Origin of the sequence: Sphingobacterium sp. HSC-15S19 (assembly GCF_050433745.1) — a bacterium.
GTDB lineage: Bacteria > Bacteroidota > Bacteroidia > Sphingobacteriales > Sphingobacteriaceae > Sphingobacterium > Sphingobacterium siyangense.
The window spans coordinates 161,579-185,058 of sequence record NZ_JBNPWQ010000011.1 but is presented as its reverse complement, the minus strand read 5'-3'; the positions used below and the strand labels follow the sequence as shown (position 1 = coordinate 185,058).

Annotated in this window: 18 protein-coding genes; 15 read left to right on the top strand and 3 right to left on the bottom strand. The window is 41.4% G+C overall.

The genetic code is table 11. The features are described 5' to 3' along the window. Positions 1-562 precede the first annotated feature (562 nt). The 4 genes from L1283_RS11345 (at position 563) to L1283_RS11330 (ending at position 6,202) form a co-directional block, all read left to right on the top strand. Complete coding sequence (locus L1283_RS11345; protein WP_088160924.1) at positions 563-1,954, top strand: 3-keto-disaccharide hydrolase; 1,392 nt, start codon at positions 563-565, stop codon at positions 1,952-1,954. Between the two features lie 11 nt (positions 1,955-1,965). After that, positions 1,966-3,381 (top strand): Gfo/Idh/MocA family protein, encoded by a 1,416-nt coding sequence (locus tag L1283_RS11340; protein ID WP_088160925.1) that lies wholly within the window; start codon positions 1,966-1,968, stop codon positions 3,379-3,381. A gap of 254 nt (positions 3,382-3,635) precedes the next feature. After that, positions 3,636-5,318 (top strand): glycoside hydrolase family 32 protein, encoded by a 1,683-nt coding sequence (locus tag L1283_RS11335; RefSeq protein WP_088160926.1) that lies wholly within the window; start codon positions 3,636-3,638, stop codon positions 5,316-5,318. Positions 5,319-5,704: 386 nt separating this feature from the next. Then, entirely contained in the window at positions 5,705-6,202 is a 498-nt protein-coding gene (locus L1283_RS11330) for a DinB family protein (RefSeq protein ID WP_088160927.1), read from the top strand. 29 nt (positions 6,203-6,231) lie between these two features. Here the strand turns inward: L1283_RS11330 and L1283_RS11325 are convergent, their stop codons facing one another. Further along, a complete protein-coding gene (locus L1283_RS11325) occupies positions 6,232-6,594 on the bottom strand; it encodes a winged helix-turn-helix transcriptional regulator (protein ID WP_075994710.1) in 363 nt (120 codons plus the stop codon). Positions 6,595-6,748: 154 nt separating this feature from the next. On the opposite strand from L1283_RS11325, the gene L1283_RS11320 reads away from it, so the two are divergent. Then, a complete protein-coding gene (locus L1283_RS11320; protein ID WP_088160928.1) occupies positions 6,749-7,279 on the top strand; it encodes an NAD(P)H-dependent oxidoreductase in 531 nt (176 codons plus the stop codon). A gap of 97 nt (positions 7,280-7,376) precedes the next feature. Here the strand turns inward: L1283_RS11320 and L1283_RS11315 are convergent, their stop codons facing one another. Both L1283_RS11315 and L1283_RS11310 read right to left on the bottom strand, forming a co-directional pair. Beyond that, positions 7,377-8,132, bottom strand: a complete 756-nt coding sequence (locus L1283_RS11315) for an SDR family oxidoreductase (RefSeq protein WP_075991849.1) — start codon at positions 8,130-8,132, stop codon at positions 7,377-7,379. 50 nt (positions 8,133-8,182) lie between these two features. Further along, positions 8,183-8,572, bottom strand: coding sequence for a helix-turn-helix domain-containing protein (locus L1283_RS11310; protein WP_075991850.1), 390 nt, complete (start codon positions 8,570-8,572; stop codon positions 8,183-8,185). A gap of 233 nt (positions 8,573-8,805) precedes the next feature. Between L1283_RS11310 and L1283_RS11305 the strand changes: the two genes are divergently transcribed. From L1283_RS11305 to L1283_RS11260, 10 genes are all read left to right on the top strand, one after another. Further along, entirely contained in the window at positions 8,806-9,486 is a 681-nt protein-coding gene (locus L1283_RS11305) for a response regulator transcription factor (RefSeq protein ID WP_088160929.1), read from the top strand. 2 nt (positions 9,487-9,488) lie between these two features. Further along, on the top strand, positions 9,489-10,835 hold the full coding sequence (locus L1283_RS11300; protein WP_088160930.1) for a sensor histidine kinase: 1,347 nt from the start codon (positions 9,489-9,491) through the stop codon (positions 10,833-10,835). Between the two features lie 90 nt (positions 10,836-10,925). Further along, on the top strand, positions 10,926-12,200 hold the full coding sequence (locus tag L1283_RS11295; protein WP_429626107.1) for a TolC family protein: 1,275 nt from the start codon (positions 10,926-10,928) through the stop codon (positions 12,198-12,200). Continuing rightward, positions 12,197-13,303, top strand: coding sequence for an efflux RND transporter periplasmic adaptor subunit (locus tag L1283_RS11290; RefSeq protein ID WP_088160932.1), 1,107 nt, complete (start codon positions 12,197-12,199; stop codon positions 13,301-13,303). The genes L1283_RS11295 and L1283_RS11290 overlap by 4 nt, the downstream gene beginning before the upstream one ends. A gap of 1 nt (position 13,304) precedes the next feature. Then, entirely contained in the window at positions 13,305-16,400 is a 3,096-nt protein-coding gene (locus tag L1283_RS11285) for an efflux RND transporter permease subunit (protein WP_429626106.1), read from the top strand. A 407-nt stretch (positions 16,401-16,807) separates the two neighbouring features. Then, positions 16,808-17,707 carry a dihydrodipicolinate synthase family protein gene (locus tag L1283_RS11280; protein ID WP_075991855.1) on the top strand — a complete coding sequence of 300 codons (900 nt, stop codon included), beginning with the start codon at positions 16,808-16,810 and terminating at the stop codon, positions 17,705-17,707. Positions 17,708-17,877: 170 nt separating this feature from the next. Then, positions 17,878-19,335, top strand: a complete 1,458-nt coding sequence (locus L1283_RS11275) for an aldehyde dehydrogenase (NADP(+)) (RefSeq protein ID WP_088160934.1) — start codon at positions 17,878-17,880, stop codon at positions 19,333-19,335. A 35-nt stretch (positions 19,336-19,370) separates the two neighbouring features. Next, entirely contained in the window at positions 19,371-20,369 is a 999-nt protein-coding gene (locus L1283_RS11270) for a 4-hydroxyproline epimerase (protein ID WP_145329514.1), read from the top strand. A 40-nt stretch (positions 20,370-20,409) separates the two neighbouring features. Then, positions 20,410-21,672, top strand: a complete 1,263-nt coding sequence (locus L1283_RS11265) for an NAD(P)/FAD-dependent oxidoreductase (protein WP_088160936.1) — start codon at positions 20,410-20,412, stop codon at positions 21,670-21,672. 31 nt (positions 21,673-21,703) lie between these two features. After that, on the top strand, positions 21,704-23,476 hold the full coding sequence (locus L1283_RS11260; RefSeq protein WP_198386069.1) for a DUF885 family protein: 1,773 nt from the start codon (positions 21,704-21,706) through the stop codon (positions 23,474-23,476). Positions 23,477-23,480 lie beyond the last annotated feature (4 nt).

The following is a 23,480-nucleotide window of genomic DNA, read 5'->3' as shown; positions in this document are numbered from 1 at the left end:
GCATCTCTCCATATTTATGGGGGATTAGTTAGGTACCACCTCATTACTTTGGTATGATCAAATTCGTACTGTAAGCAGGTTGAGTCCACAGTGATTCCACTTTTTAACTGTGCATTCACTGTGGATCCATATTACTTACATAGTAGGAGCATAGGGGTGTTGAACCTAATTTGTCCATACGCTATTATAGGTAGTAACCGAGGTCTATTTTGCATTATTGATCCGGAACATTGTTGTGTCCCTTATTTGACAGGGCATAAATAATTGGGTTTGACTGTGCTCGCTCTATGTTTGAATGAAATGATCTGTTTGTTATACTGATTCAAACGTTTTCGTAAATAAATCATATCATTTAATTCATTTCGCTTATATTAATTAATATATTGTTTGACTAAGTCAATTGAATCAATAGCCAATAAGTAAATAAAGTCCTATCCGGCTTGAAAGTTACACGTAGCACCGTCTACAGGTTTTCAATTTAGGAGGTCTCGATTTTGTTCTGATTGACGAACCAATGATGAATAAATAAACCGGGTTGATAGACCCAAGATTAAATTTTACAATGAAAAGAAATGCACTATTTAAATCTGTTTTAATGGCAGCTATGGTCAGCAATGCTGTCTTGTCGTATGCTCAGGCAGATAAAAGTAATGAGAAAGGTTGGACAAACCTTTTTGATGGAAAAACGCTGAATGGCTGGAAATCCGTCGGAGGAAAAGCTCCCTATTCTATTGAAGGTGATGCTATTGTCGGCAGAATGACAAAAGGTACGCCCAATTCTTTTTTGATCACTGAAAAAGAGTATGGTGATTTCATATTGGAACTGGATGTTAAACTTGAAGGCAACGAAACAAACTCAGGTATTCAGACACGGAGCCATCTTGATCCAAAGGCTAATGATGGGCGCGGACGCGTATATGGAAGGCAAGTTGAAATAGACCCCTCTTCACGTGCATGGACGGGTGGAATATATGACGAGGCGCGTCGTGGATGGATTTATCCACTTGATTTAAATGAAAATGCAAAAAAAGCCTATAAAGCAGAGGAATTCAATCATATTCGAATTGAAGCCATTGGTGATGAACTGCGCACTTGGATCAATGATATTCCTGTTGCTTATGTCGTTGATACGATCGATAGGTCTGGTTTTATCGGCTTGCAGGTGCATGGTATTCCACCTAAACTGGACGGAAAGAAAGTGTACTTTAAGAATATTAAAATAAAAACAACCGACCTCAAATCAAAAGGTTTTCCAAAAGATCTTTATATCGTGAACTTGAAGCCAAATGACTTGGCTGATGCTGAAAAGAAGAAGGGGGTTAAGCTTTTGTTTGACGGTAAAACCAATAAGGGCTGGCGGAGTATACATGGCGATAAATTTCCGGAACGTGGCTGGGAAGTTAAGGATGGACAAATGACTGTTCTGAAATCCGACGGCGGGGAGTCAACCAATGGTGGTGACATCGTCACAAAAGATAAATACGCCGTGTTTGATCTTTCATTTGAATTTAAGCTTAGTCCGGGAGCGAATAGCGGTGTTAAGTATTTTGTGACTTTAAAAGAAAAATCAAAAGGATCAGCTATTGGTTTGGAATATCAAGTACTGGATGATGCTTTACACCCTGATGCGAAGTTGGGACGAGACGGAAATCGTACATTGGCATCGCTTTACGATCTCATCACATCCAATCGTGACGAGCGTGCGCGCAGACCCATCGGTGAGTGGAATAGAGGTCGGGTTGTTGTTACAGCAGATAACAAAGTTGAACACTATTTAAATGGAATTAAGATGCTGTCTTATGAGCGGGGCTCCAAAGCGTTTAAAGATTTGGTTCAGATCAGCAAATATAAAGATTGGGAAAATTTTGGTGAAGCGAAGGAAGGTTTTATTCTTCTCCAAGACCATGGCGATCGGGTTTCATTTCGTAGCATAAAAATCAATACACCCAATTAAGCTTATCTCTTATGAATCATTATTTATCGCGCAGAAGCTTTGTTAAACAGTCTGTTATCGCTGCAGGAGCGGTTATGCTATCCAATAGTGTATTGGGAAATGTCAGTTTGGCCAAACCAAATGAGCGTGTCAACTTAGCTTGTGTAGGCTTAGGAAATAGGGCCGCAGAAATCATTAAAGAGCTGTATAAAACAGGACTCTGTAATATTGTCGCGCTATGTGATGTAGATCTTGGCGCGAAACATACACAGGAAATTTTGGGCTTGTTTCCTGATGCACCTAAGTTTAAGGATTTTCGGGTGATGTTTGACAAAATGGGAAATCAGATCGATGCTGTAAGTGTCGGAACTCCCGATTTCTCACACTTTGCCATAACAATGCTTGCACTGGACTTGGGTAAACATGTTTACGTGGAAAAACCAATGGCGAGAACATTCCTTGAAGTTGAACTGATGGCAAATAAAGCCCGGAAAAACCCTAAACTTGCTACCCAAATGGGAAATCAAGGGCACTCCGAAGCAAATTACTTTCAGTTTAAAGCCTGGAAAGATGCCGGTATTATTAAGGATGTGACGCGCATCGATGCGCACATGAATATGCCGCGTAGATGGCATGGCTGGGATGTGAATATGAAGGGTTTTCCTGCCGCTGAAATGGTGCCCGAAACATTAGATTGGGATCTTTGGCAAATGCAGACCATAGGCCATAATTATAATAAGGATTTTGTGAATGGTCAATGGCGCTGTTGGTATGATTTTGGAATGGGGGCATTGGGTGATTGGGGTGCACATATATTGGATACAGCGCATGAATTTTTAGATTTGGGGCTTCCTACAGAAGTGTCCGCTGTGAAGCTCGATGGGTATAATTCCTATTTTTTCCCCATGTCTTCGACCTTGAAATTTCATTTCCCAAAAAGGAAAAAGATGCCAGCAGTAGATATCAATTGGTATGATGGACTGGATAATTTGCCTCCTATACCGGAAGGCTACGGTGTATCCGGACTGGATCCCAATATTCCTGCACCAAGTACAGGGAAATTGGAACCCGCCAAACTAAATCCTGGGAAAATTATCTATAGCAAGGATTTGATATTTAAAGGTGGCTCTCATGCTAGCACCTTGCAGATTATTCCAGCAACGAAAGCCAAGGAAATGGAGTCTCGGTTACCGGAAGTACCACAATCACCGTCAAATCACTTTGCCAATTTCTTAAAAGGTTGTAAAGGTGAAGAAAAGACCCGCTCGGCTTTTGAAATTGCAGGTCCTCTGAGCCAAGTATTTTGTTTGGGTGTAATTGCACAACGCTTAAACAGTAAGTTGATCTTGAATACACAGACAAAAGAAGTGACTAATGATAAGTTTGCCAATGCACTCTTAGCTGGACCTCCACCTGCGAGAGGCTGGGAGCAGTATTATAAGATGTAATGGACCAGTAACTGGGCATAGAAAGTAAAGGGCAATGTGAACATTGCCCTTTTTGTTTTTGAAATGAAAAGTCTTTCCTGAAATATACGATTTGCTTGCTCTTTATATAAAAGAACTGGAAAGGAGGAAAAAGCATGATAATCCCAAGCAAATTGAGACAAATCAGCGCTATTTTGATCAGTCCTAGTAGAGCGTAATTCTCCTCCCTTAGGTATATTTGTGATGCAGCAATTCAATTTTTAAACCTTAACGTCATGTATAAAGTATCCCTGCTCTTTATAGGCATTGTAGCATTGGTCCTTAATGCCAATGGTCAAAGTTCATCAACCCAATCTTTTCAGGCAACCCATCGGTATCTTAAAATTCCAATTAAAAATGGTGCTCCCAAACGTCATGTTGAGGTATGGCTGGGAAATGATAAAGTAAGGTGGTTTGATGCCGAACTGGCTGATAGTACCTATGATTGGATAGCCTATCTTGATATAGGGAAGTGGAAGGGACAGCAGCTTAAGGTGGTGGCAAATACATCAGACAAAGAAATTCCTTTGTTTAATCCTATTGCACAGAGTGATACCGATGATACCGATAAGGTCTATGCTGAAGATCGGAGGGGACAATTTCATTTTTCGGCCAAGAGAGGTTGGTTGAATGATCCGAATGGTCTGGTCTTTTTTAATGGACAATATCACTTATTTTTTCAACATAATCCCTATGGAACCAATTGGGGCAATATGCATTGGGGGCATGCCGTGTCCTCCGATCTGTTACATTGGAAGGAATTGGGAGAGGCTTTATATCCAGACGAATCTGGCGTGATGTTTAGCGGTGGAGCTGTAGTGGATAGTAACAATACCGCTGGTTTTGGAAAAAATGGAGTAACAAGCCCTATGATCCTGTTTTATACGGCTGCGGAAAAATCATGGGGGCAGGGTTTGGCATATAGTCTGGACGGTCAGAAATTTGAGAAAATGCCAAACCATATTTTGGATAAAATAACAGCAGGAAACCGAGATCCGAAGGTAATTTGGCATGGCCCCTCGAAGCAATGGGTTCTTGTACTTTATGTTGAAGAGGACCAGGAACAACACACGATGCAGATTTTTACCTCAAAGGATTTGAAAATGTGGACATTTGCGAGCAAAATAAAAGGCGGGCGGGGTAATGACCGTTATTTATTTGAGTGTCCCGAATTCTTTGAATTAGCGGTAGACGGTAACCCGAACAATAAAAAATGGGTTTTGACGGGGGCTAATAGCCAATATGCGATCGGAGAGTTTGATGGAAAATCTTTTCATCCTGAGATCGAGCGCCTGTTTAGTCAATATGGTCGTGATTATTATGCCGCGCAAACTTTTAGCAATGAACCGAAGGAGCGACGCATTGAAATCGGCTGGTGGCGCACACATACAAATCAAGGGAACTCCGCTTTTAATCAATCCATGAGTGTGCCGATGGAACTCAAATTGAAAAGTACGGAAAAGGGTATTCGCCTTTTTCGGGAGCCGGTGACAGAATTGCAAAAATTAAGAAAAGAAAAACTCAGCATCAGCCGAAAGAAAATTAGTTCGAACGATTCAAGTTTGTTTCAGCAGTTCAACGCTGAAATTGCTGAATTGGATTTGGTCATCGATCCACAACAAGCCAAAAATATTCAGATCAATGTGAGGGGCTTGGCAATTAATTATAACGTTTCGACCGAAGAGCTCCTTGTTGATAATGTAAGGGCTCAGGTACCGCTGCGAAATAAAAAACTCGCATTGAAGTTGCTTGTCGATCGGACAGGACTCGAGCTTTTCGCACAAAATGGCGAAGTTTATATGCCTATAAATTATAATTTTGATCGGAATAATTTAACTTATCAGCTGGTAGCTTTTAATGGTGAAGCCGTATTGGAATCTGCTGACCTCTATACCCTTGACGGTATATGGATTAAATAACACTTTTATGATATAGCAATAATGGAGAGACTGTTTTTGTCAATTCGGTAGGATGATAAAAATAGTGCTGGAAGATTATATTTTTTTGGTCATTTAAAAAAAAGGTTTTCAAACGGGGAGAATGAAAACCTTAAATAACCAATTATAAACCTAAATTATGATGATACAAAGGTAAGTGTATTTCCTACACTATGCAAATTTATTTTAAAAAATAATTTAATATTCTTTAAACAAGCTATAGGAAGTACCTATTTTTATAAGAGTAAACTGTCTTTTTTTACGAAAACGGACTGCTCTCTGCATGCTTTTGCACGCTTTGGCTTCGGGGACTTTAATTCGTGGACTTTAAAAAGCATCAGTTGTAGATAGTTCGCTATTTTAGAAGCATGGAAAATTTAGAAGTATGGATGCGTGGACCTATTGAAGGGATTCCCGCTCTTCTCCAACCTGTTGCTCATGCACTCTTGCAAGTTGATGAGGATGTTTTAAAGTATACTAAGCAGCTGTCCTCAGCGCATCTCTGGACAAAACCGGGGGGCAATGCCAGTATAGGTTTTCACCTGCAACATATTTGTGGGGTGATCGATCGCATGTTTACTTATGCCGAAAATAAATCCTTGTCGGATGAGCAATTTGAGGACCTCCATAAGGAAGGTATAGAAAATAGCGATGTGAGCGTAACAGCGCTTGTAGAAAACTTACACCGACAGATTCAGCAATCCGTGCAAAAACTAGCGATAATTGATCCGGAAACCTTGACGGAAGTGCGTTTTTTGGGTAGAAAACGGATCCCTACGACCTTGATTGGTTTGTTGTTCCACGCTGCTGAGCATGCACAGCGCCATGTTGGCCAATTACTGGTAACGGCACGATGTATCAATTAAAAACAAACTATATTTTTGTCCGCTAGACGTTATGATTTTTGAACTTGTTGTAACTTTTCTCCCCATTTCCCAAGTTCTTGAATAATTGGTTTGAGTTCATAACCCAGCGCAGTCAGCTCATAGAGTACACGTGCCGGTACCTCTGCATATACAGTACGTTTTATAATGTTATCCTCTTCCAGCTTTCGCAATTGTAGGGTGAGCATACGTTCAGTGATACCAGGTAAACATTTTTTGATTTCAGAATAACGTAGCGCGCCATTGATGAGATAACAACAAATGGCTAGCGCCCATTGACCGCCAATCACATTAGCGGCAAAGACTTCGGGGCAATTACGCTCAAGTTGCTTTTTATTTGAAAAGTTAGTGGAACTCGTCTTGATTTTAGTCATACGCACATTTTTTATAGTACCTAACATTGGGTTACTGATAGGGCAAAATAAGAATTATGTCGCTACTTTTAAATCACAGTCATGTCGTTTATTAAAATTGCCGCAATGAATTGGCTAGACCTGGTGACTTGTGCATATATACATAAATAAAAATATGAAAACATTAATAGTCGTTATTCACCCTAATTTTGCCACCTCCCTCGTGAATAAAAGTTGGGTTGAGGCATTGGAAAACCAATCCGATCGTTATGATATCCATCAGTTGCACCAAGTCTATGTGGATGGTAAAATTGATGTCGTGGCAGAACAGCAGATGATGGAGAAATATGATAAAATTGTATTTCAATTCCCCTTTTATTGGTTTAACTGTCCGCCTTTTTTTAAGCAGTGGTTGGATGAGGTGCTTACCTACGGGTGGGCTTACGGTAAAAAAAGCGGGTATAAACTGGAAGGAAAGAAAATCGCATTGGCGATTTCGGTTGGGATAGACGAGCAGGAGTATGGGGTTAAGGGTAAGTATAAATATAGCATGGAGCAATTAACAAGTCCTTTTGAAATTACTTTTGACTATGTTAAAGCGAATTATCAAAAGCCTTTCGTCTTTTACGGAATAGAAAAAGAGTCATCCAAAGAATGGATAGCGCAAAGTGTTTCGCAGTATCTCAGTTTTTTGGAGCAGTTTTAGTCCATAAATATGAAGGCAAAATTATCGTTATTGGCGAATCCTTCAAAAAGATGTTTACCTAGAAAGCATCCTGAAAAGGATGCTTTCTTTTTTTGTTCTAGCGTGTTGTATAACCACCATTGGCAAATATTGTCTGCCCCGTTATCCACCAGCCATCGGTGACCAAAAACTCCACCAAGGGGGCAATGTCTTTTATGTCTGTTAGTCCGCCCAATGCTGATGCAGATTTATGGTAGGCAACAGCATCCTCGCTTTCCTGCCCGTAGAAAAAAGGCGTATCCATTGGCCCCGGGGCCACAGCTGTGACCGAGATTCCTCGTTCACCAAATTCTTTAGATGCAGCTCTCGTAAAATGCTCTACTGGAGCCTTCAGTCCTTCATAAGTAGAGTATAATCCTGTATAGGCTGCCAATAATGAGGTTACAATAGTACAGATTTTGCCATTTGCATTCAGTTTTTTACCCGCTTCCCGAATAAAAAAATAGGCAACTTTTGAATTGATATCGCTCATGCTGTCATATTCTTCGACTGTGGTATCCACAATTGGCTTTTTCAAGACTTTACCAACGGTATTTATTGCAATATCTACACCACCAAACTGCTCAATAGCAACATCAAAAAGTTTCGTGATATGTTCAATTTTGGTCAGGTCAGCTTGGACTAATATTGCTTCTGCACCTGCGGATTTTACCGCTTCCAGTGTTTGGTCAGCGTCTGCTTTGGTGTTCTCACTGTTGTAATGGATTACCAGTTTTGCCCCTTTAGCTGCAAAATCCCGACTTAATAATCCACCAAGATTTTTTGCACCTCCAGCAATGAGGACAACTTTTCCTTTTACATCATTTCTTGCCATAATAATTTAAATTTTGATTATAGCAAATTTCACAAATGTTAAGGGCTCCGTTATGGTGAACTTTTCGCTTTTTGCAATTGACGAAATTGTGAAGGGGACATGCCCTCATATTTTTTGAAAAATTTGGTGAAGTTGGAAGGGTCATAGGTCAGCCTTTGTGCGATCTCCGATATGGTTAACTCGTTATTAGCGAGTAGGCTCTTGGTGCAGGTCAATATTTTTTGTACATAAAAATGACAAGGGTGATTCCCTGACGTTTCCTGTATTATCTTGATGAGATGCTTTTGTGAGATACAAAGTATGTTTGCGATGTCCTGAAGCTCCAGCATTTCTATACTGACTCCGCTGATCAATTCCGCCAGATGACGATCCAGTAACTCAAAATATTTTATCGTAATTTCTTCACGTCTTTTCTTATTGGGAGGCAATACTGTATTCATCTTAATCTTTTTCGAGTTGTTAGGTTAAATATAACCAATTTGGACTATACGAAATAGTTTATCCAAAATAGATTCGTGTTGATTGGATGTATGTCTAAAAATTAGCTTAGAGGATTTATGGAGAAGGGGGCTGTGGATTACCGGACGATTAAATTGTAAATTCGTATACTTGTAGAATTCCGGGAGGAATTCGCAATTTTTATAATCCCGCATAAAAATAAACAGCGTATAATATGCAGATACTTTTAGTAGAGGACGATCGCCGGATTAGCAGCTTTGTGGTGAAAGGTCTGGAAGAAATGGGGCATCAGGTCATTTTAGTTGAATCTGCGGAAGCTGCACGTGAATGGATCAATGCAGATTCTTTGGATATTATTGTACTTGATATCATGTTGCCCGGAATTGATGGTATCCAGTTTACGAAGATGGTCAGGTATCGAAAAAATCATATTCCGATATTGATTTTGAGTGCTTTAGGGGAGATTGAAGATAAGGTCGAGGCCTTGGAAAGTGGTGCCGATGACTATCTCGTCAAGCCGTTTTCCTTTAAGGAATTGGTGAGTCGTATCAAAGCCCTGGTACGCCGGGACAATTATAAAAACGTGCCAAAGGACAGTAGCGTAGAAATTCGTGATTTAAAAGTGGATCTTGAACGTTATGAAGTTCATAAGAATGGTAAAAATGTCGATCTCTCTCCCAAAGAATTTAAACTATTTAAGTATCTGATCGAAAATCGAAATAAAACGCTTTCACGGACTGCAATCTTGCAGGCCGTTTGGGGAATCGATTTTGATAACAGCACCAATGTCGTCGATGTGTACGTTTCTTATCTAAGAGGCAAGGTTGATGAAGGGAGCGATACCTCCATTATCAAAACGGTGAAAGGAGTCGGTTATATGCTTACAACGGACTGACAATGAATTTAAAAATTCGGCTTACACTCTTTTCTACGCTGGTATTCACCATTATTTTTGGGCTTGCAACGCTAGTCATCTACTGGATATTTTATAATTCCTCGGAACGACATCTGATCAGTTCCCTCGAAAAAAATGCGAAAATAGCTGGTATATATTACCTCGAGGCAGATGAGCAGAGCCCACTAAAGCATTTGGAATCTAAAAATCAATATGAAAGCCTGGTTAAACGTGCCATGGTAGCAGTTTATAACGCCGAAGGAAAAGTAAGTTATGGCGGTATGCGTTTTGATAGTCAAATTAATAAGGATTTGCTGAGCCAGCTGAAATCAGACAAAACGATTTATTTTAAAACAGAAGATAGCTTTTATTTTGGTTTGTATTATCCAGACAATCAGGGCGATTTTTTTGTGTTTGTCAAAGAGTCGAGCGCAGATTTTGATCATCAGTTGAATCGTTTGCTCATTACGCTTGTCTTTGTTTTTCTCGTTGCATTGATCAGTATTGCCTTGTTGTCGGTTTGGCTGAGTAAATATGCTTATCTCCCCATTCGTAAAGTGATCCAAGAAATTCGGCATAAGGATTTAAGCACGATTCAGGAGCCCCTGACGACTATAAAAACGAAGGACGAACTACAAGATCTTATTGAAAGTTATAATGCGCTCCTACGTCGGATCAGCGAAAATATGATTATTAGAAAGAACTTTGTCAGCTATGTTTCACACGAGTTTCGAACACCTTTGGCGGGAATCCTGGGCTCAATGGAGGTCTTCGGTACAAAGGTCAGAAGTGAAGAAGAATATCATGAATTGGCCGAAACCATTACTGAGCATGTGAATTTTCTGAATCAGCTTATTGGTAATTTTCTATTGCTGACCGAAGATCAGGCCCTGAAACGTTCACTGGAAACCTTTCGCATAGACGAGATCGTATGGGATCTTGTACCTAAGTTTTCGAGATCATTTGCCGTGCCCTTGAAAGTCGATATACAGGTCGATGAACCGCGATACTTTAATTTTCGGGGCAATAAGATGCTCGTTAGTCTGTCTATTTCCAATTTAATCGAAAATGCACTTAAATATGCAAATGGGCAGGAAGTTCTTGTCCGAATGACAGGTGTAAATGGCAGGCTGTCTTTGCAAATCATAGACCATGGTATTGGTATCCCACAAGCCGAGCTGGAGTCTGTGAAACAGACTTTCTATCGTGGATCAAATGTTGGTAAAGTTAAGGGCAGCGGCATCGGTCTCTCTTTTGCGCAGATTGTATTTAAGGATCAAGGGGTAGACTTTGATATTCGTTCAAATGATCTAGGTACAACGGTATCGCTATTATTCCCCCAGTTCTAATCATTTTCTAATCCCTTCTAATCAAACTTTAATTTAACCTAAAGTTGCCTGTAATCCCTGTCATTTAGTTTTGTGAAAATTCAAAATTAAGTGAGAAAACTACGTATTACATTATTTTTACTTCTTGGCCTGAATAGCAAGCTATTTTCGCAGGAGGCGGTTGAAAACCGTTTGCGAAAGGCGGAGATCGAGCAGATATTCCTTACCCATAACCTGACCTTAATGGCGCAGCGTTTTCATATGCAGCAAGCCGAAGCTGCTGTGCTTCAGGCAAAGTTGTGGCCCAATCCAACGATTTCCATCTCCGAAGTCAATCTTTGGAAAAACCCTTCCAGCGAATCCTTTCCAGCGCTGATCGGAAATTACGGTAAGTATCAGCAGGTGGCGATCGAGCTGGAACAGACCATCGAAATGGCTGGCAAACGAAAAAAGAGAGTGCAATTGCAGCTTCTCGAAAAAGAAAATGCCCAGCTTCAATTTGAAGAATTGCTGCGGAACCTAAAATATGATCTCCGGAGCCAATGTCTCGAATTACAGATTCTGCAGGAAAAGGAGAAGTTATACAATAGTCAGGTGGATATCTTTCAGACGTTGGCAAAATCATACCAAAATCAGTGGAAAGAAGGCAATGTAAGTGAGATGGACTACCTCAGGATTCAAAGCGAGTCTATCGCATTTGGTAACAAACTGAATGAAATCCAACAGGAAAAAATTACAAAAATGAATGAGGTTGCGCGCTATCTCGGAGACAAAGGGACCGCACTCACTATATCAGATACGATCGGCATTCCGCATTTTCTCCAGGGAAAAAAACAGGAGTGGAAAATGATGGCGCTCGACAATCGCAGCGACTATAAGATCATCCATAACGAATTGAAGAAAAGTGATGCTCAGCTGAAAATAGAAAAGGCCGAACGTATACCAGATTTGCAGGTCTCCATGAATTACGACCGTGGTGGAAATATCATGCGCGATTTTATAGGGCTGGGGGTTGCTATGGATCTTCCTCTATTTAACCGGAACCAGGGGAATATCAAAATCGCTAAGCTGGAACTTGAGAAAAATAAAGTGGAAATCGAGCAATTTCGTATCGACATCGAACGGGAGATCGACTTCCTTTCGGAGCGGCTCAGCAACCTTGAAACGAGTTTGAAGACAACGGATATCGGCTTTGATGGTAAATTGGACGTAGCGCTAGAACGCTATGTGCGCAATTTCCAACAACGGAGACTGACCATCGTTGAATTTATAGATTTTATCAATAATTATATGGAAAACAAAGAATCAATATTGGAACGCAGGGCGAAATATCTTCAGTATAAGGAGGAACTGATGTACTTGATCGGAAAGGATATTTTCTCATGAAAAGTAATTTTTTAACGCCATTGACACTGCTGTCTATTTGTTTAGTGTGGAGCTGTCAGCCGGCGAAAAATGAAGAGCAGCCTATTCCAGCTGCTAAAGGCTTTTGTCTTAGCGCCGACTTTAAAAACCAAATTAAAATTGATTCGATACAGAAGCGAACGGTATTTGAACAGATCGCTTTAAATGGGGTTATCCAATACGATCAGGATGAACTTGCAGCGCTAAAGAGCCCTATACCTGGTATCGTGCAGTCTGTTTCGGTCAAGATGGGCGATTATGTAGAAAAAGGACAGATTCTGGTATCGCTTAAAGGGACCTCGGTCAATGATTTAGGAAAGGAACTGCGGGAACTTGAAAATAGCAAGCGGTTGACGGAGAGTAAATTGTTTAACCTGCGTAGCCTGCTGAAAGATGGTATGGCTTCCCAGCGGGAGCTGGAAGAGATGGAAAGTGAATTGAAAGCCGTGCAGATTGGAATCCGCCATGTGAAAGCGAACATGAGTTTGCTGAATGGTTCCTCGGAAAATGGTGTGTTTTACATCCGTGCGCCCAAAGCTGGCTATATCGTAGATAAAAAGGTGAGTCCTGGTATGACTGTTGGCGATGACGCCGATTTGCTGTCGGTCAGTAAGCTGAATGAGGTATGGGTTTCGGTCAATATCTATGCAAATAATTTACCTTTTGTTAAAAACGGGGCTCCTGTCAAGATCACTACACTGGCTTATAAAGGTGAAACTTTTGACGGTTATATTGATCAGGTCGCCAACTTCTTTGATCCGGAAGAACGTGTGGTCAAAGCGCGCGTGAAGTTGTTGAATAAAGACCTGAGATTGAAGCCAGGCATGAGCGTGGATGTGCTGGTCGAAAAGGCCGTTTCGGGACAGGAAGAGCGTATGCTGGCAATTCCGAAAGATGCCATTATCCTCCATAACAATCAGAATTTCGTTGTACGCTATAAAAATGACTGTGACCTGTCGGTTAAAGCTGTTGATATTGTCGCTGAGAATGAAACATACGCTTTTGTCAAATCTGGTGTAGTCGAGGGAGATCAGGTGCTGACGGAGAATGAGCTGATCGTATTTGATGAACTGATAAATAGGTAGGATGAAGAAAGTTGTACAAAATATTGTTTCATTCTCATTGAAACATTCCTTGGTCGTCCTGTTTTTTACGCTGGCATTATTGTTCGGCGGGATATATGCCTACCTCCATACACCGATTGAGGCTTTCCCCGATGTGACCAACACACGGGTTAGGATTATCACACAGTGGCCCGGGCGCAGTGCTGAAGAAATAGAAAAGTTCGTTACACTGCCTGTTACCAAAGAAATGAATACCATTCCAAAGAAAACGGATGTTCGTTCCATCTCCTTGTTTGGGTTATCTGTTGTAACGATTCAATTTGAGGATGGGGTAGCGGATTTTTATGCCCAACAGTATGCGGGTAATAAGATGCGTTCCATTGAGTTACCGGAAGGTGCTGAGAGTTCAATCGAACCACCATCTGGTGCTACCGGAGAAATTTTTCGCTATGTGGTGAAAAGTAATCTTCCGATCAAGGAAGTCTCTGCCATTCAGGATTGGGTGATTGAACGGGAGCTTGTCGGTGTGCCCGGCGTGGCGGATGTCGTCAGCTTTGGGGGGGAGGAAAAGATCTATGAAATAAAGATCAATCCAACAGAGTTGGCCAATTATAACCTGTCGCCACTGGATGTTTATGAAGCCGTATCACGTTCGAATATAAATGTCGGCGGCGATGTGATCCAGAAAGGAAATCAGGCTTATGTTGTGCGTGGGGTAGGCCTATTGGATAAGATCGATGATATCGGTAATATTTTGATCAAGGTGGTCGGCAATACACCGATTTTAGTCAAGCATGTTGCAGAAATAGAATTAGGCGCAAAACCGCGACTCGGACAGGTGGGACTCAACCAGGAAGATGATCTTGTCCAGGGAATCGTCATTATGCTCAGGGGAGAAAATCCATCTGCAGTTGTGACAAAGTTAAAAGAAAAAATAGTGGAGCTGAATCAACGTATTTTACCTGCAAATGTCAAGATTGAACCCGTTATTGATCGCACAAAACTGGTGAATAATACCGTGCATACGGTTTCCAAAAACCTGATAGAGGGGGTTCTTCTGGTTTCGATTATTGTCTTTATCTTTTTGAACAACTGGAAGACAACCTTTATCGTTGCATCGGTGATCCCATTGGCCTTCCTATTTGCGATTATTTGTTTGAAAATACAGGGGCTCCCTGCAAATTTGATTTCCATGGGGGCATTGGACTTTGGATTGTTGCTCGAAGGAACGCTGGTCATCGTGGAGACTGTTTTTGTCTCTTTGGAAAAAGAGGCTCATCGGCTCGGGACGGAACGCTTTAATAAAATCTCCAAACTAGGGATCATTAAGAAAGGTGCCGGCTCTGTAGCAGGCTATATCTTTTTTGCCCTATTGATCTTGATTGTCGCATTGACGCCGATTTTCTCTTTTCAAAAGGTGGAAGGAAAGATGTTCTCACCATTGGCCTTTACGCTCGGCTATGCCTTGTTGGGGTCCTTGATCCTGAGTTTGACCTATGTGCCCGCGATGTGTAAATACTTATTGAAAAAGAATATCAAAGAAGATGAGAATAAGATCACTAAGGTCAGCCGCAATGCCATTTTTAAAGGTTTTAGGAAAGCTTTCGACCATCCAAAATGGACATTGTCGATTTTTATTGCTGCTTTGCTCGTCTGTATTTTTCGGTTTAGCCATTATGGTTCAGAGTTTCTTCCGAAACTGAATGAAGGTGCAATTTATGTCCGCGCAACCTTACCCAATAGTGTCAACCTAGAAGAATCTGTGAAGCTGACCAAAACCATGAAAGCAAAATTGATGAAGCAGTTTGACGAGATTGATTTTATCATGACGCAAACAGGCCGCCCCAATGATGGTACAGATCCAACCGGTTTTTTCAATATTGAATTCAATATTGAATTGAAACCCGAAGGCGAGTGGAAAAGAAAACTGTCAAAAGAGAAATTGATTGGTCAGATGCGGGATAGTCTACAGACTTTTCCGGGAATAAATTTCGGTTTTAGCCAGCCGATCCAGGATAATGTAGAGGAGTATGTAGCCGGAGTAAAAAGTCCGCTGGTAATCAAAATTTTTGGTGAGAATTTACAAGATTTAGAAAATAAAGCCAATAAGTTTGCCGAATCACTTAAAAAGGTGAACGGTATTACGGACATCAATGTTTTCAAAAATATCGGTTTGCCTGAACTAAGGATTCAGCTGCATGATTCGAAAATGGCCAAATATGGTGTTTCGACCAAGGATGTGCAATCTGTGATCGAAATGACTATTGGCGGGCAATCTGTGACACATTTCTATGAAAACGAGCGCATCTTTGATGTACGTCTCCGCTTCCAAAAATCGTATCGTGACAATCCTGAGAAGATCGGAAATATCATCATTCCCACGATGAATGATCAAAAAGTACCACTGCGGGAGATCGCAACAATAGATTATCATACCGGTCCGGCATTTATTTACAGAGAGGGCAATTCCCGTTATATTGGTGTTGGCTTCAACATTGAAGGTCGGGATTTGGGAAGTACAATTGCCGATGCAAAAAAACAGATAGAAAAAGATATTAAACTGCCCAAATCTTATAAGGTCGTGTGGGCCGGAGAATTCGAAAGTAAGGAACGGGCTACAAAACAGCTGATGAATGTTGTGCCAATTTCTCTTATTTTGATTTTACTCTTGCTGTATGCCAATTTTGGCAACGTCAAAGATACGTTGATCTCTTCGCTTACACTGGCATTTGCATTTATAGGTGGTTTTGTATCGCTGTGGGTTACTGGGACGACATTTGGAATTTCGGCGGGTATCGGATTTATTATTCTCTTTGGTGTAGCCACGATTGACGGCATTGTTTTAATAGGGATAATGAAAGAAAATCTGTTGAATAAAATGAGCTTGAAACCCGCTATTTATGAAGCTGTAAAAAGCCGGATCAGACCCATCCTAATGATTGCGTTAATGGGGGCAATGGGGTTATTACCGGCCGCACTTTCAAACGGAATGGGATCTGAAATCCAAAAACCCTTCGCTATTATGATTGTCGGCGGATTGATTATTTGTATGATTCTATCGTTTTCTGTACTGCCAGTCGTTTTTTACTTCTCTTATAAAAAGGAGAACCGCGATTAGTTACCCATTTTTAATTATTATATACGATACAAAGGTTGCCTGTCAGACAGTGCAACCTTTGTTATTTCTAATCTGCAGCTATACATTCCATAATAGCTGTCGAAATTTTACGCCGATAAACATGTATATATATCTTTTACATGCTATTTTTTGTAAATCTTGTTATAAATGTTGAACTTACATTTAAGTTACTGAAGTCAAATTTCAACTTTAAAGGCACTAATCTGAAGTTTTGCTGAAATAAGTTATAAATCTGTATTTAAAATTAGAAAGCCATTCTTCCGCTTCTTCATGAGTTGTATTTACTAGAAAAGGTCAATATTAGGTCAGTGTTGATTAATTCATAAGAAGATTGACCTCGCTATTCCAAATAGATTTGTGATAAAGAAATATTAAAATAATACGCTATGGCACAATTTAAATGGGAAGGAATTTATCCTGCAATGTTATCACCATTTGATGAAAATGGAAATTTGGATTTTGATATGTTTGGTAAAAACATTGAAGCACAATTGGATGGAGGTGTTCACGGTTTGATTATCGCTGGATCATTGGGTGAAGCAAGTGTTTTGAGTACGGAAGAAAAGTATGATTTATTGACATATGCGTTGAAGGTTGTCGCTGGGCGTGTACCGGTGTTGTTGAATATTGCAGAAAATACAACTGCTGCAGCGATCAAAGTGGCTCAAACGAGTGAAGAATTGGGCGCAGACGGTTTGATGTTATTGCCACCGATGCGCTATAGAGCTGATGATAGAGAAGCAGTCGCTTATTTTCGTGCTGTTGCACAAAGTACCAAATTGCCAATTTTAATCTATAACAACCCTGTTGACTATAGTACTTATGTATCGCTGGACATGTTTGAGGAACTCTTATTGGAACCAAATATTCAGGCGGTGAAAGAGTCTACACGAGATTTAACAAATATCACGCGTTTGAAAAATCGTTTTGGTGATCGATTAAAGATTATGGCTGGTGTAGATACCTTAGGACTCGAGTCTTTGATGTTAGGGGCTGATGGTTTAGTTGCTGGACTGGTCGATGCATTTCCAAGAGAAACTGTGGCCATGTACGATCTTGTAAAGGCTGGCGAGTACAGCAAAGCTGTAGAAATATACCGTTGGTTTATGCCTTTATTGGAATTGGATATTCATCCTAAGTTGGTCCAATATATTAAATTGGCAGCGACAGCCGAAGGAATTTCAACACCTTATACACGCGCTCCCAGATTGCCATTGATCGGCGAGGAAGAACAACGCGTTAAAAAAATTATTGCAGATTCAATCGCAACCAGACCACAATTATAGGAATGCTTCTGAACTTTCTGGACGAAGGTTCAGAAAATTTCCTTTTTTAGGGCCGGATAAAAATAGGCGAAAAGGACCTTCTTATTATATTTAATGCCGCAAGGAATGAAGATATCGGGAAGGTTTTTATTGATTTTTGAAGATAGATACTTACAATAAAAACAAAAGGAATGGATAGAAACGAAAATGAGATTGATTACGTCGTAAAACAGGCGGAGGCTGGGTTTCAGTTTCTTCAAAAAACTGATGTCATTGAACGGGCGGAATTGATGTATGCCATTGCCGCAGAAATTGAGGCATTGGGAGACGTCCTGATTGAAACGGCCCATCTGGAAACGGCCCTTCCTTTGGGAAGACTGCAAGGTGAAAAAGCGAGAACGGTCAATCAGTGGCGTCGATATGCCGATGCTGTGCGAACTGGTTTATACAGTGAAGTACGCATTGATCGAGACCCAAATGGCCAATTTGATTTACGGAAGTATAATAAAGGGCTTGGTCCTGTTGTGGTTTTTGGCGCAAGTAATTTCCCTTTCGCTTTTTCAACAGCAGGTGGGGATACCGCCAGTGCCATTGGTGCGGGCTGTTCAGTTATCGTAAAAGCGCATCCCGCTCATCTTAAAACCTCGCAATTAATGGCTGACGCTATTGATCGGGCGATTTCAAAACAAGGAGCTCCAACTGGCGTTTTTAATCATGTGCTGTCGGATTCATTTGCTACTGGACAACAATTGGTCCGCCACAGATTCGTAAAAGCAGTCGCATTTACAGGTTCTTTCCGTGGCGGGAAAGCTTTATTTGATCTGGGCCAGTCAAGACCTGATCCTATTCCGGTATTTGCCGAAATGGGGAGCGTAAATCCGGTTTTTCTTTTACCGGACTACTTAGCTAGCAATCTGGAACCTTTTGCTAAGCAGTATATTGCCTCATTGCTTTTAGGTGTTGGTCAATTTTGTACCAATCCAGGTGTTCTGGTAAGTATTGGCGGCGAACAGCTAGATCTTCTTAAAGCGGCGTTGAAGAAAGAACTTCAAGCTGCCGCGACCGGCAAAATGCTGCACGCAGGAATATTGGATAGCTACAACCGTTTAAAAGGGGAAATGGTTCAATACGATGGTGTCAGTATATTGGAAGAAGGGCAGGATAATACAGGGCAAGATTTTGCGCAGGCCCTGCTTGCTGAGGCGGAAGCAAGCCAAGTTTTGGCTAATCCTAAGTTATTGGAAGAGGTTTTTGGACCTTTTGGGCTAATTATATCTTGTGCGGACCTCAATGAAATGAAAAATGTAATGGAGCAGCTCGAAGGACAGATTACCATCACTTTTGCGGCATCGGCGCAGGATATCCGCGAATGCCAGGCACTCTTTTCAATTGCACAGGACAAATGTGGAAGGCTTTTGTTTCAGGGGATGCCAACTGGGGTTGAAGTACAGTATGCTATGCATCATGGCGGACCTTATCCGGCAACCACAGATGCACGTTTCACTTCTGTCGGGCCCGATGCAGTAAAGCGCTTTATTCGTCCCATTAGTTTTCAAAATTGGCCAAATGAATTTTTGCCTAAAGAACTGCAGGACGGAAACCCATTACAAATTGACCGTTTGGTCAACCAGCAATGGACTAAAGCATAATAGAAACAAGTGACCATATAAACAAGTAACCAGAAATGAAGAAGACTTTTTTTTGTATTGATTCGCATACCTGTGGTTGTCCCGTGCGATTGGTGGCCGGTGGAACCCCATTGTTACAAGGAAACTCGATGATGGAGCGCAGGTTACATTTTATACGTGAATACGATTGGATCCGTATGGGATTGATGTTTGAACCAAGGGGCCATGACATGATGAGTGGCAGTATGCTTTATCCACCCTTTGATCCGCAAAATGATATTGGTGTCCTTTACATTGAGACCAGTGGTTGTCTACCGATGTGTGGACATGGGACTATTGGTACAGTGACGATTGCTATAGAGGAGGGCCTAGTTCAACCTAAGGTTCCCGGAAAATTAAGGTTGGAAACTCCGGCTGGACTTGTACATATCGACTATGTCCAAGAGGGATCTAAGGTGAAAAGCGTAAAGCTTACCAACGTCAAATCCTTTTTATACGCTGAAGCCTTAACGGTCGATTGCCCGGATCTAGGCAACATCAGCGTTGACGTTGCCTACGGTGGAAACTTTTACGGCATTATTGACCCACAGACTAATTTTCAAGATATCAGTTCTTATTCAGCAAGCCAGCTCATTCATTATGGAAAAATAATCCGGCAGCTGCTGAATGAAAAATATTCTTTTGTTCATCCCGAAGATGCTAATATACATGGATTGACTCACATCCAATGGACGGGAAATCCTAAGCTTCCTAACTCATCAGGGCGTAATGCTGTATTGGTTGGCGATAATGCATTAGACCGTTCTCCATGCGGTACAGGTACATCAGCCCGTATGGCGCAATGGTATGCTAGAGGGAAACTCAAGAAAGGGATGGAGTTTATACATGAAAGTTATATCGGGTCACAATTTACCGGTAAAATTGAAGCTGAAACAACCGTCGATGGCAGACCGGCCATTGTCCCATCCATAGAAGGCTGGGCACGGATAACAGGCTATAATACCATTTTCTTGGATGATGAGGATCCTTATTTTGGCGGTTTTCAAGTGATTTAATAGTTCAGGTGATTTAAAAAAATAATAAGACAAGAGCAACGTGAAAGAAAATAATAGAGGTACGGTTGTCGTCGTTGGTGCAGGAATTGCAGGACTTGCTTCCGCCTATTACCTTGTAAGAGACGGATGGAATGTGAAAATCCTCGAAAAAAATACCTTGGACAATAACTGTTCTTATGGCAATGCCGGCATGATTGTCCCCAGTCATTTTACGCCCTTGGCTGCCCCTGGTATTGTAGCGCAGGGGATAAAGTGGATGTTCAATAGTAAAAGCCCTTTTTATGTACGGCCTTCGCTAAATCCACGAATGATCAATTGGGGATTGAAGTTTTTAAAACATGCTAATCGCTCACATGTAGAACAGCATGCGACTGCAATACGTGATTTGAATCTCTACAGCAGCAGATTATATGATGAATTGGCGCAGGAGGAAGGGTTTGATTTTGAACTGAAGCAGAACGGGATCCTGATGATGTATAAATCTAAGGAAATGAAGCATGAAGAAATTGAATTGGCTCATCGTGCTCAGGATCTTGGACTTGATGTCGATATTCTAGAGGGAAATGCCGTTCAAGAACTGGAGCCTAATCTGAAGCTGGATGTTTTAGGTGCTATACTTTATCGCTGTGATGGAAAATTATACCCACCAAAGTTAATGCGGCAATTGATTCAATATTTGAAAGCCGCAGGGGTCGCTTTTTTCGAAGAAACAGAGGTCAGTAAATTTATAACAGCCGGAAATAAGGTGAAAGAGGCGATCAGCAACAAAGGAAGTTTTCAGGCGGATGCTTTTGTCTTGACTGGTGGCGCTTATTTACCGCAGCTGACATCAAAGTTGCACGTAAATACACCGCTTATGCCAGGAAAAGGGTATTCTTTTATGTATCAGCCCGAGAAAGAGAATACATTGAATCATGCGGCATTATTACTGGAGGCTCGTGTTGCTGTAACCCCCATGAATGGCCAGATCCGATTCAGCGGTACGATGGAATTGGGACCAGCAAATGACAAAATTTATGAAAACCGTGTCCGCGGAATTGTAGAATCCATTCCTAAATATTATCCGGAATTGAAGGTCGATTACCCAAGCGAAAAAATATGGTATGGTTACAGACCCTGCTCGCCTGACGGATTGCCCTATCTGGGAAGATTGAAAAAATTTGATAATGTCCTAGTTGCCGGTGGGGGTGGTATGATGGGCTTGAGCTTGGGCCCTGCCTATGGGAAAGTTGTTGCAGATTTATTGGCAGGACAGAAAATAGAGTCTGAAATCACTGGTTTTAGACCTGATCGTTTCGACTGATAAAATTATGATATAAACCAACACCCGAATTATGAATCGTTCTTTTTCTTTTATAGCCCCCAAAACATTGTTTTATGGACTGCTCTTTCTATTCCCGGTCCCCATGCATGCACAAAAGATGAAATTATACGACCATACAACTCCTATAGAGCCTTATATTGTACAATATGGGCATGATGTTGAGGCGATCAACTATTTTTATGGCCCTATGCCCAAAGGCTGGGGCAATCAGCGGGCTGCCGCTTCGCCCGAACAGTTAGCACGTCTTCAACGTTTGGATAACGAATATTTGAACAAGCTGGACAAGTTCCCCTATGAAGAACTCGAAACATCGGGGCAGGTAGATTTTATCTTACTGAAGCGCAAACTAAAAAGTGATCTCCTTTCATTGAAAGAAGATGAGTCGAATTACAACCGGTTATCTGTGTATTTACCTTTCGCACAGCGAATTTTTGCACTTGAAAAGGAACGCCGTAGGGGGAAGCGTCTGGCAGGAGAAGATGTCGCGAAAGAGCTGACGCTGGTTGCTGGTGAAATCGATCGGTCAATAGCTGCTCTACAGGAAAAGACCAATATTCCTTATTCAGATGTCAACTTTCTGGTTACCTTATTAAATTCACTGGACTTAAGGATCACCAGCACCTTCGATTTTTATAATGGATACGACCCTGAATTTAGCTGGTGGGTACCGGCTATATTTCAGCAGGTGAAAGGCAAGCTCTCGGATTATAAGGAGAAATTGGCTGCAAAAAGTGATTGGAAAGTGTTTGATGACGGTAGTCAGATTGCTGGTTGGCCTATTGGGGAAAAAGAGATAAACAGAAGACTCAAAGCAGAAATGATCAGTTATACCGCTGCCGATCTTTTAAAATTGGCCGATCAGGAGTTTAAATGGTGTGAGGCCGAGTTATTGAAAGCGAGCCGTGAAATGGGGTTCGGCGATGATTGGCGGGCTGCACAGGAAAAGGTTAAAAACTCCTACGTACCCATTGGACAACAGCCGGAGCTCATCTTGAGATTGTATAACGATGCGCAGCAATTTATTGAACAAAATAAACTCATGAATATTCCTGAGCTGGCAGACGAGACTTGGGGTATGATCATGATGACACCTGAACGGCAGCGGGTCAATCCCTTTTTTACAGGCGGACGGGAAATTAGCATATCCTATCCGACAAACACGATGGATCAGCAGGCGAAATTGATGAGTATGCGTGGCAATAATCCTTATTTCTCCCGAGGCACAGTCCAGCATGAATTGATTCCCGGTCATCATCTGCAATATTTTATGAATAGGCGTTACAAGCCTTACCGCGAAGAGGCATTTAACACGCCATTTTGGACGGAAGGATGGACACTGTACTGGGAACTGCTGCTGTATAGCAAGGGATTTGCAAAAACTCCAGAGGAGCGAATCGGGATGTTATTTTGGCGCATGCACCGCTGTGCAAGAATAACCTTTAGTATCAAATTTCATTTAGGTGAGTGGACGCCGCAGCAATGCATCGATTATCTGGTAAACCGCGTGGGATTTGAGTCGGCTAATGCGCATGGTGAAGTAAAGAGATCGTTTGAAGGTTCCTATGATCCTTTATATCAGTTGGCCTATCTCGTAGGCGGCTTGCAATTGATGCGTATCAAAGAGGAGGTCGTAGATCAAGGGAAAATGTCATTTGTGGAATTCCATGACCGTGTGATCAAAGAAAATTATCTACCGATGGAAATGTTGAGAGCGATTATCAAGGGCGAGAAGTTAAAGCCCGATTACGAGACAAACTGGAAGTTTTATCATTTTAATAACTAAATGT

What these genes read in the sequence shown, in the direction of transcription:
- L1283_RS11345 (WP_088160924.1), top strand. Translation starts at nt 563, where the DNA reads ATGAAAAGAAATGCACTATTTAAATCTGTTTTAATGGCAGCTATGGTC.
- L1283_RS11340 (WP_088160925.1), top strand. Translation starts at nt 1,966, where the DNA reads ATGAATCATTATTTATCGCGCAGAAGCTTTGTTAAACAGTCTGTTATC.
- L1283_RS11335 (WP_088160926.1), top strand. Translation starts at nt 3,636, where the DNA reads ATGTATAAAGTATCCCTGCTCTTTATAGGCATTGTAGCATTGGTCCTT.
- L1283_RS11330 (WP_088160927.1), top strand. Translation starts at nt 5,705, where the DNA reads ATGGAAAATTTAGAAGTATGGATGCGTGGACCTATTGAAGGGATTCCC.
- L1283_RS11325 (WP_075994710.1), bottom strand. Translation starts at nt 6,594, where the DNA reads ATGACTAAAATCAAGACGAGTTCCACTAACTTTTCAAATAAAAAGCAA.
- L1283_RS11320 (WP_088160928.1), top strand. Translation starts at nt 6,749, where the DNA reads ATGAAAACATTAATAGTCGTTATTCACCCTAATTTTGCCACCTCCCTC.
- L1283_RS11315 (WP_075991849.1), bottom strand. Translation starts at nt 8,132, where the DNA reads ATGGCAAGAAATGATGTAAAAGGAAAAGTTGTCCTCATTGCTGGAGGT.
- L1283_RS11310 (WP_075991850.1), bottom strand. Translation starts at nt 8,572, where the DNA reads ATGAATACAGTATTGCCTCCCAATAAGAAAAGACGTGAAGAAATTACG.
- L1283_RS11305 (WP_088160929.1), top strand. Translation starts at nt 8,806, where the DNA reads ATGCAGATACTTTTAGTAGAGGACGATCGCCGGATTAGCAGCTTTGTG.
- L1283_RS11300 (WP_088160930.1), top strand. Translation starts at nt 9,489, where the DNA reads ATGAATTTAAAAATTCGGCTTACACTCTTTTCTACGCTGGTATTCACC.
- L1283_RS11290 (WP_088160932.1), top strand. Translation starts at nt 12,197, where the DNA reads ATGAAAAGTAATTTTTTAACGCCATTGACACTGCTGTCTATTTGTTTA.
- L1283_RS11285 (WP_429626106.1), top strand. Translation starts at nt 13,305, where the DNA reads ATGAAGAAAGTTGTACAAAATATTGTTTCATTCTCATTGAAACATTCC.
- L1283_RS11280 (WP_075991855.1), top strand. Translation starts at nt 16,808, where the DNA reads ATGGCACAATTTAAATGGGAAGGAATTTATCCTGCAATGTTATCACCA.
- L1283_RS11275 (WP_088160934.1), top strand. Translation starts at nt 17,878, where the DNA reads ATGGATAGAAACGAAAATGAGATTGATTACGTCGTAAAACAGGCGGAG.
- L1283_RS11270 (WP_145329514.1), top strand. Translation starts at nt 19,371, where the DNA reads ATGAAGAAGACTTTTTTTTGTATTGATTCGCATACCTGTGGTTGTCCC.
- L1283_RS11260 (WP_198386069.1), top strand. Translation starts at nt 21,704, where the DNA reads ATGAATCGTTCTTTTTCTTTTATAGCCCCCAAAACATTGTTTTATGGA.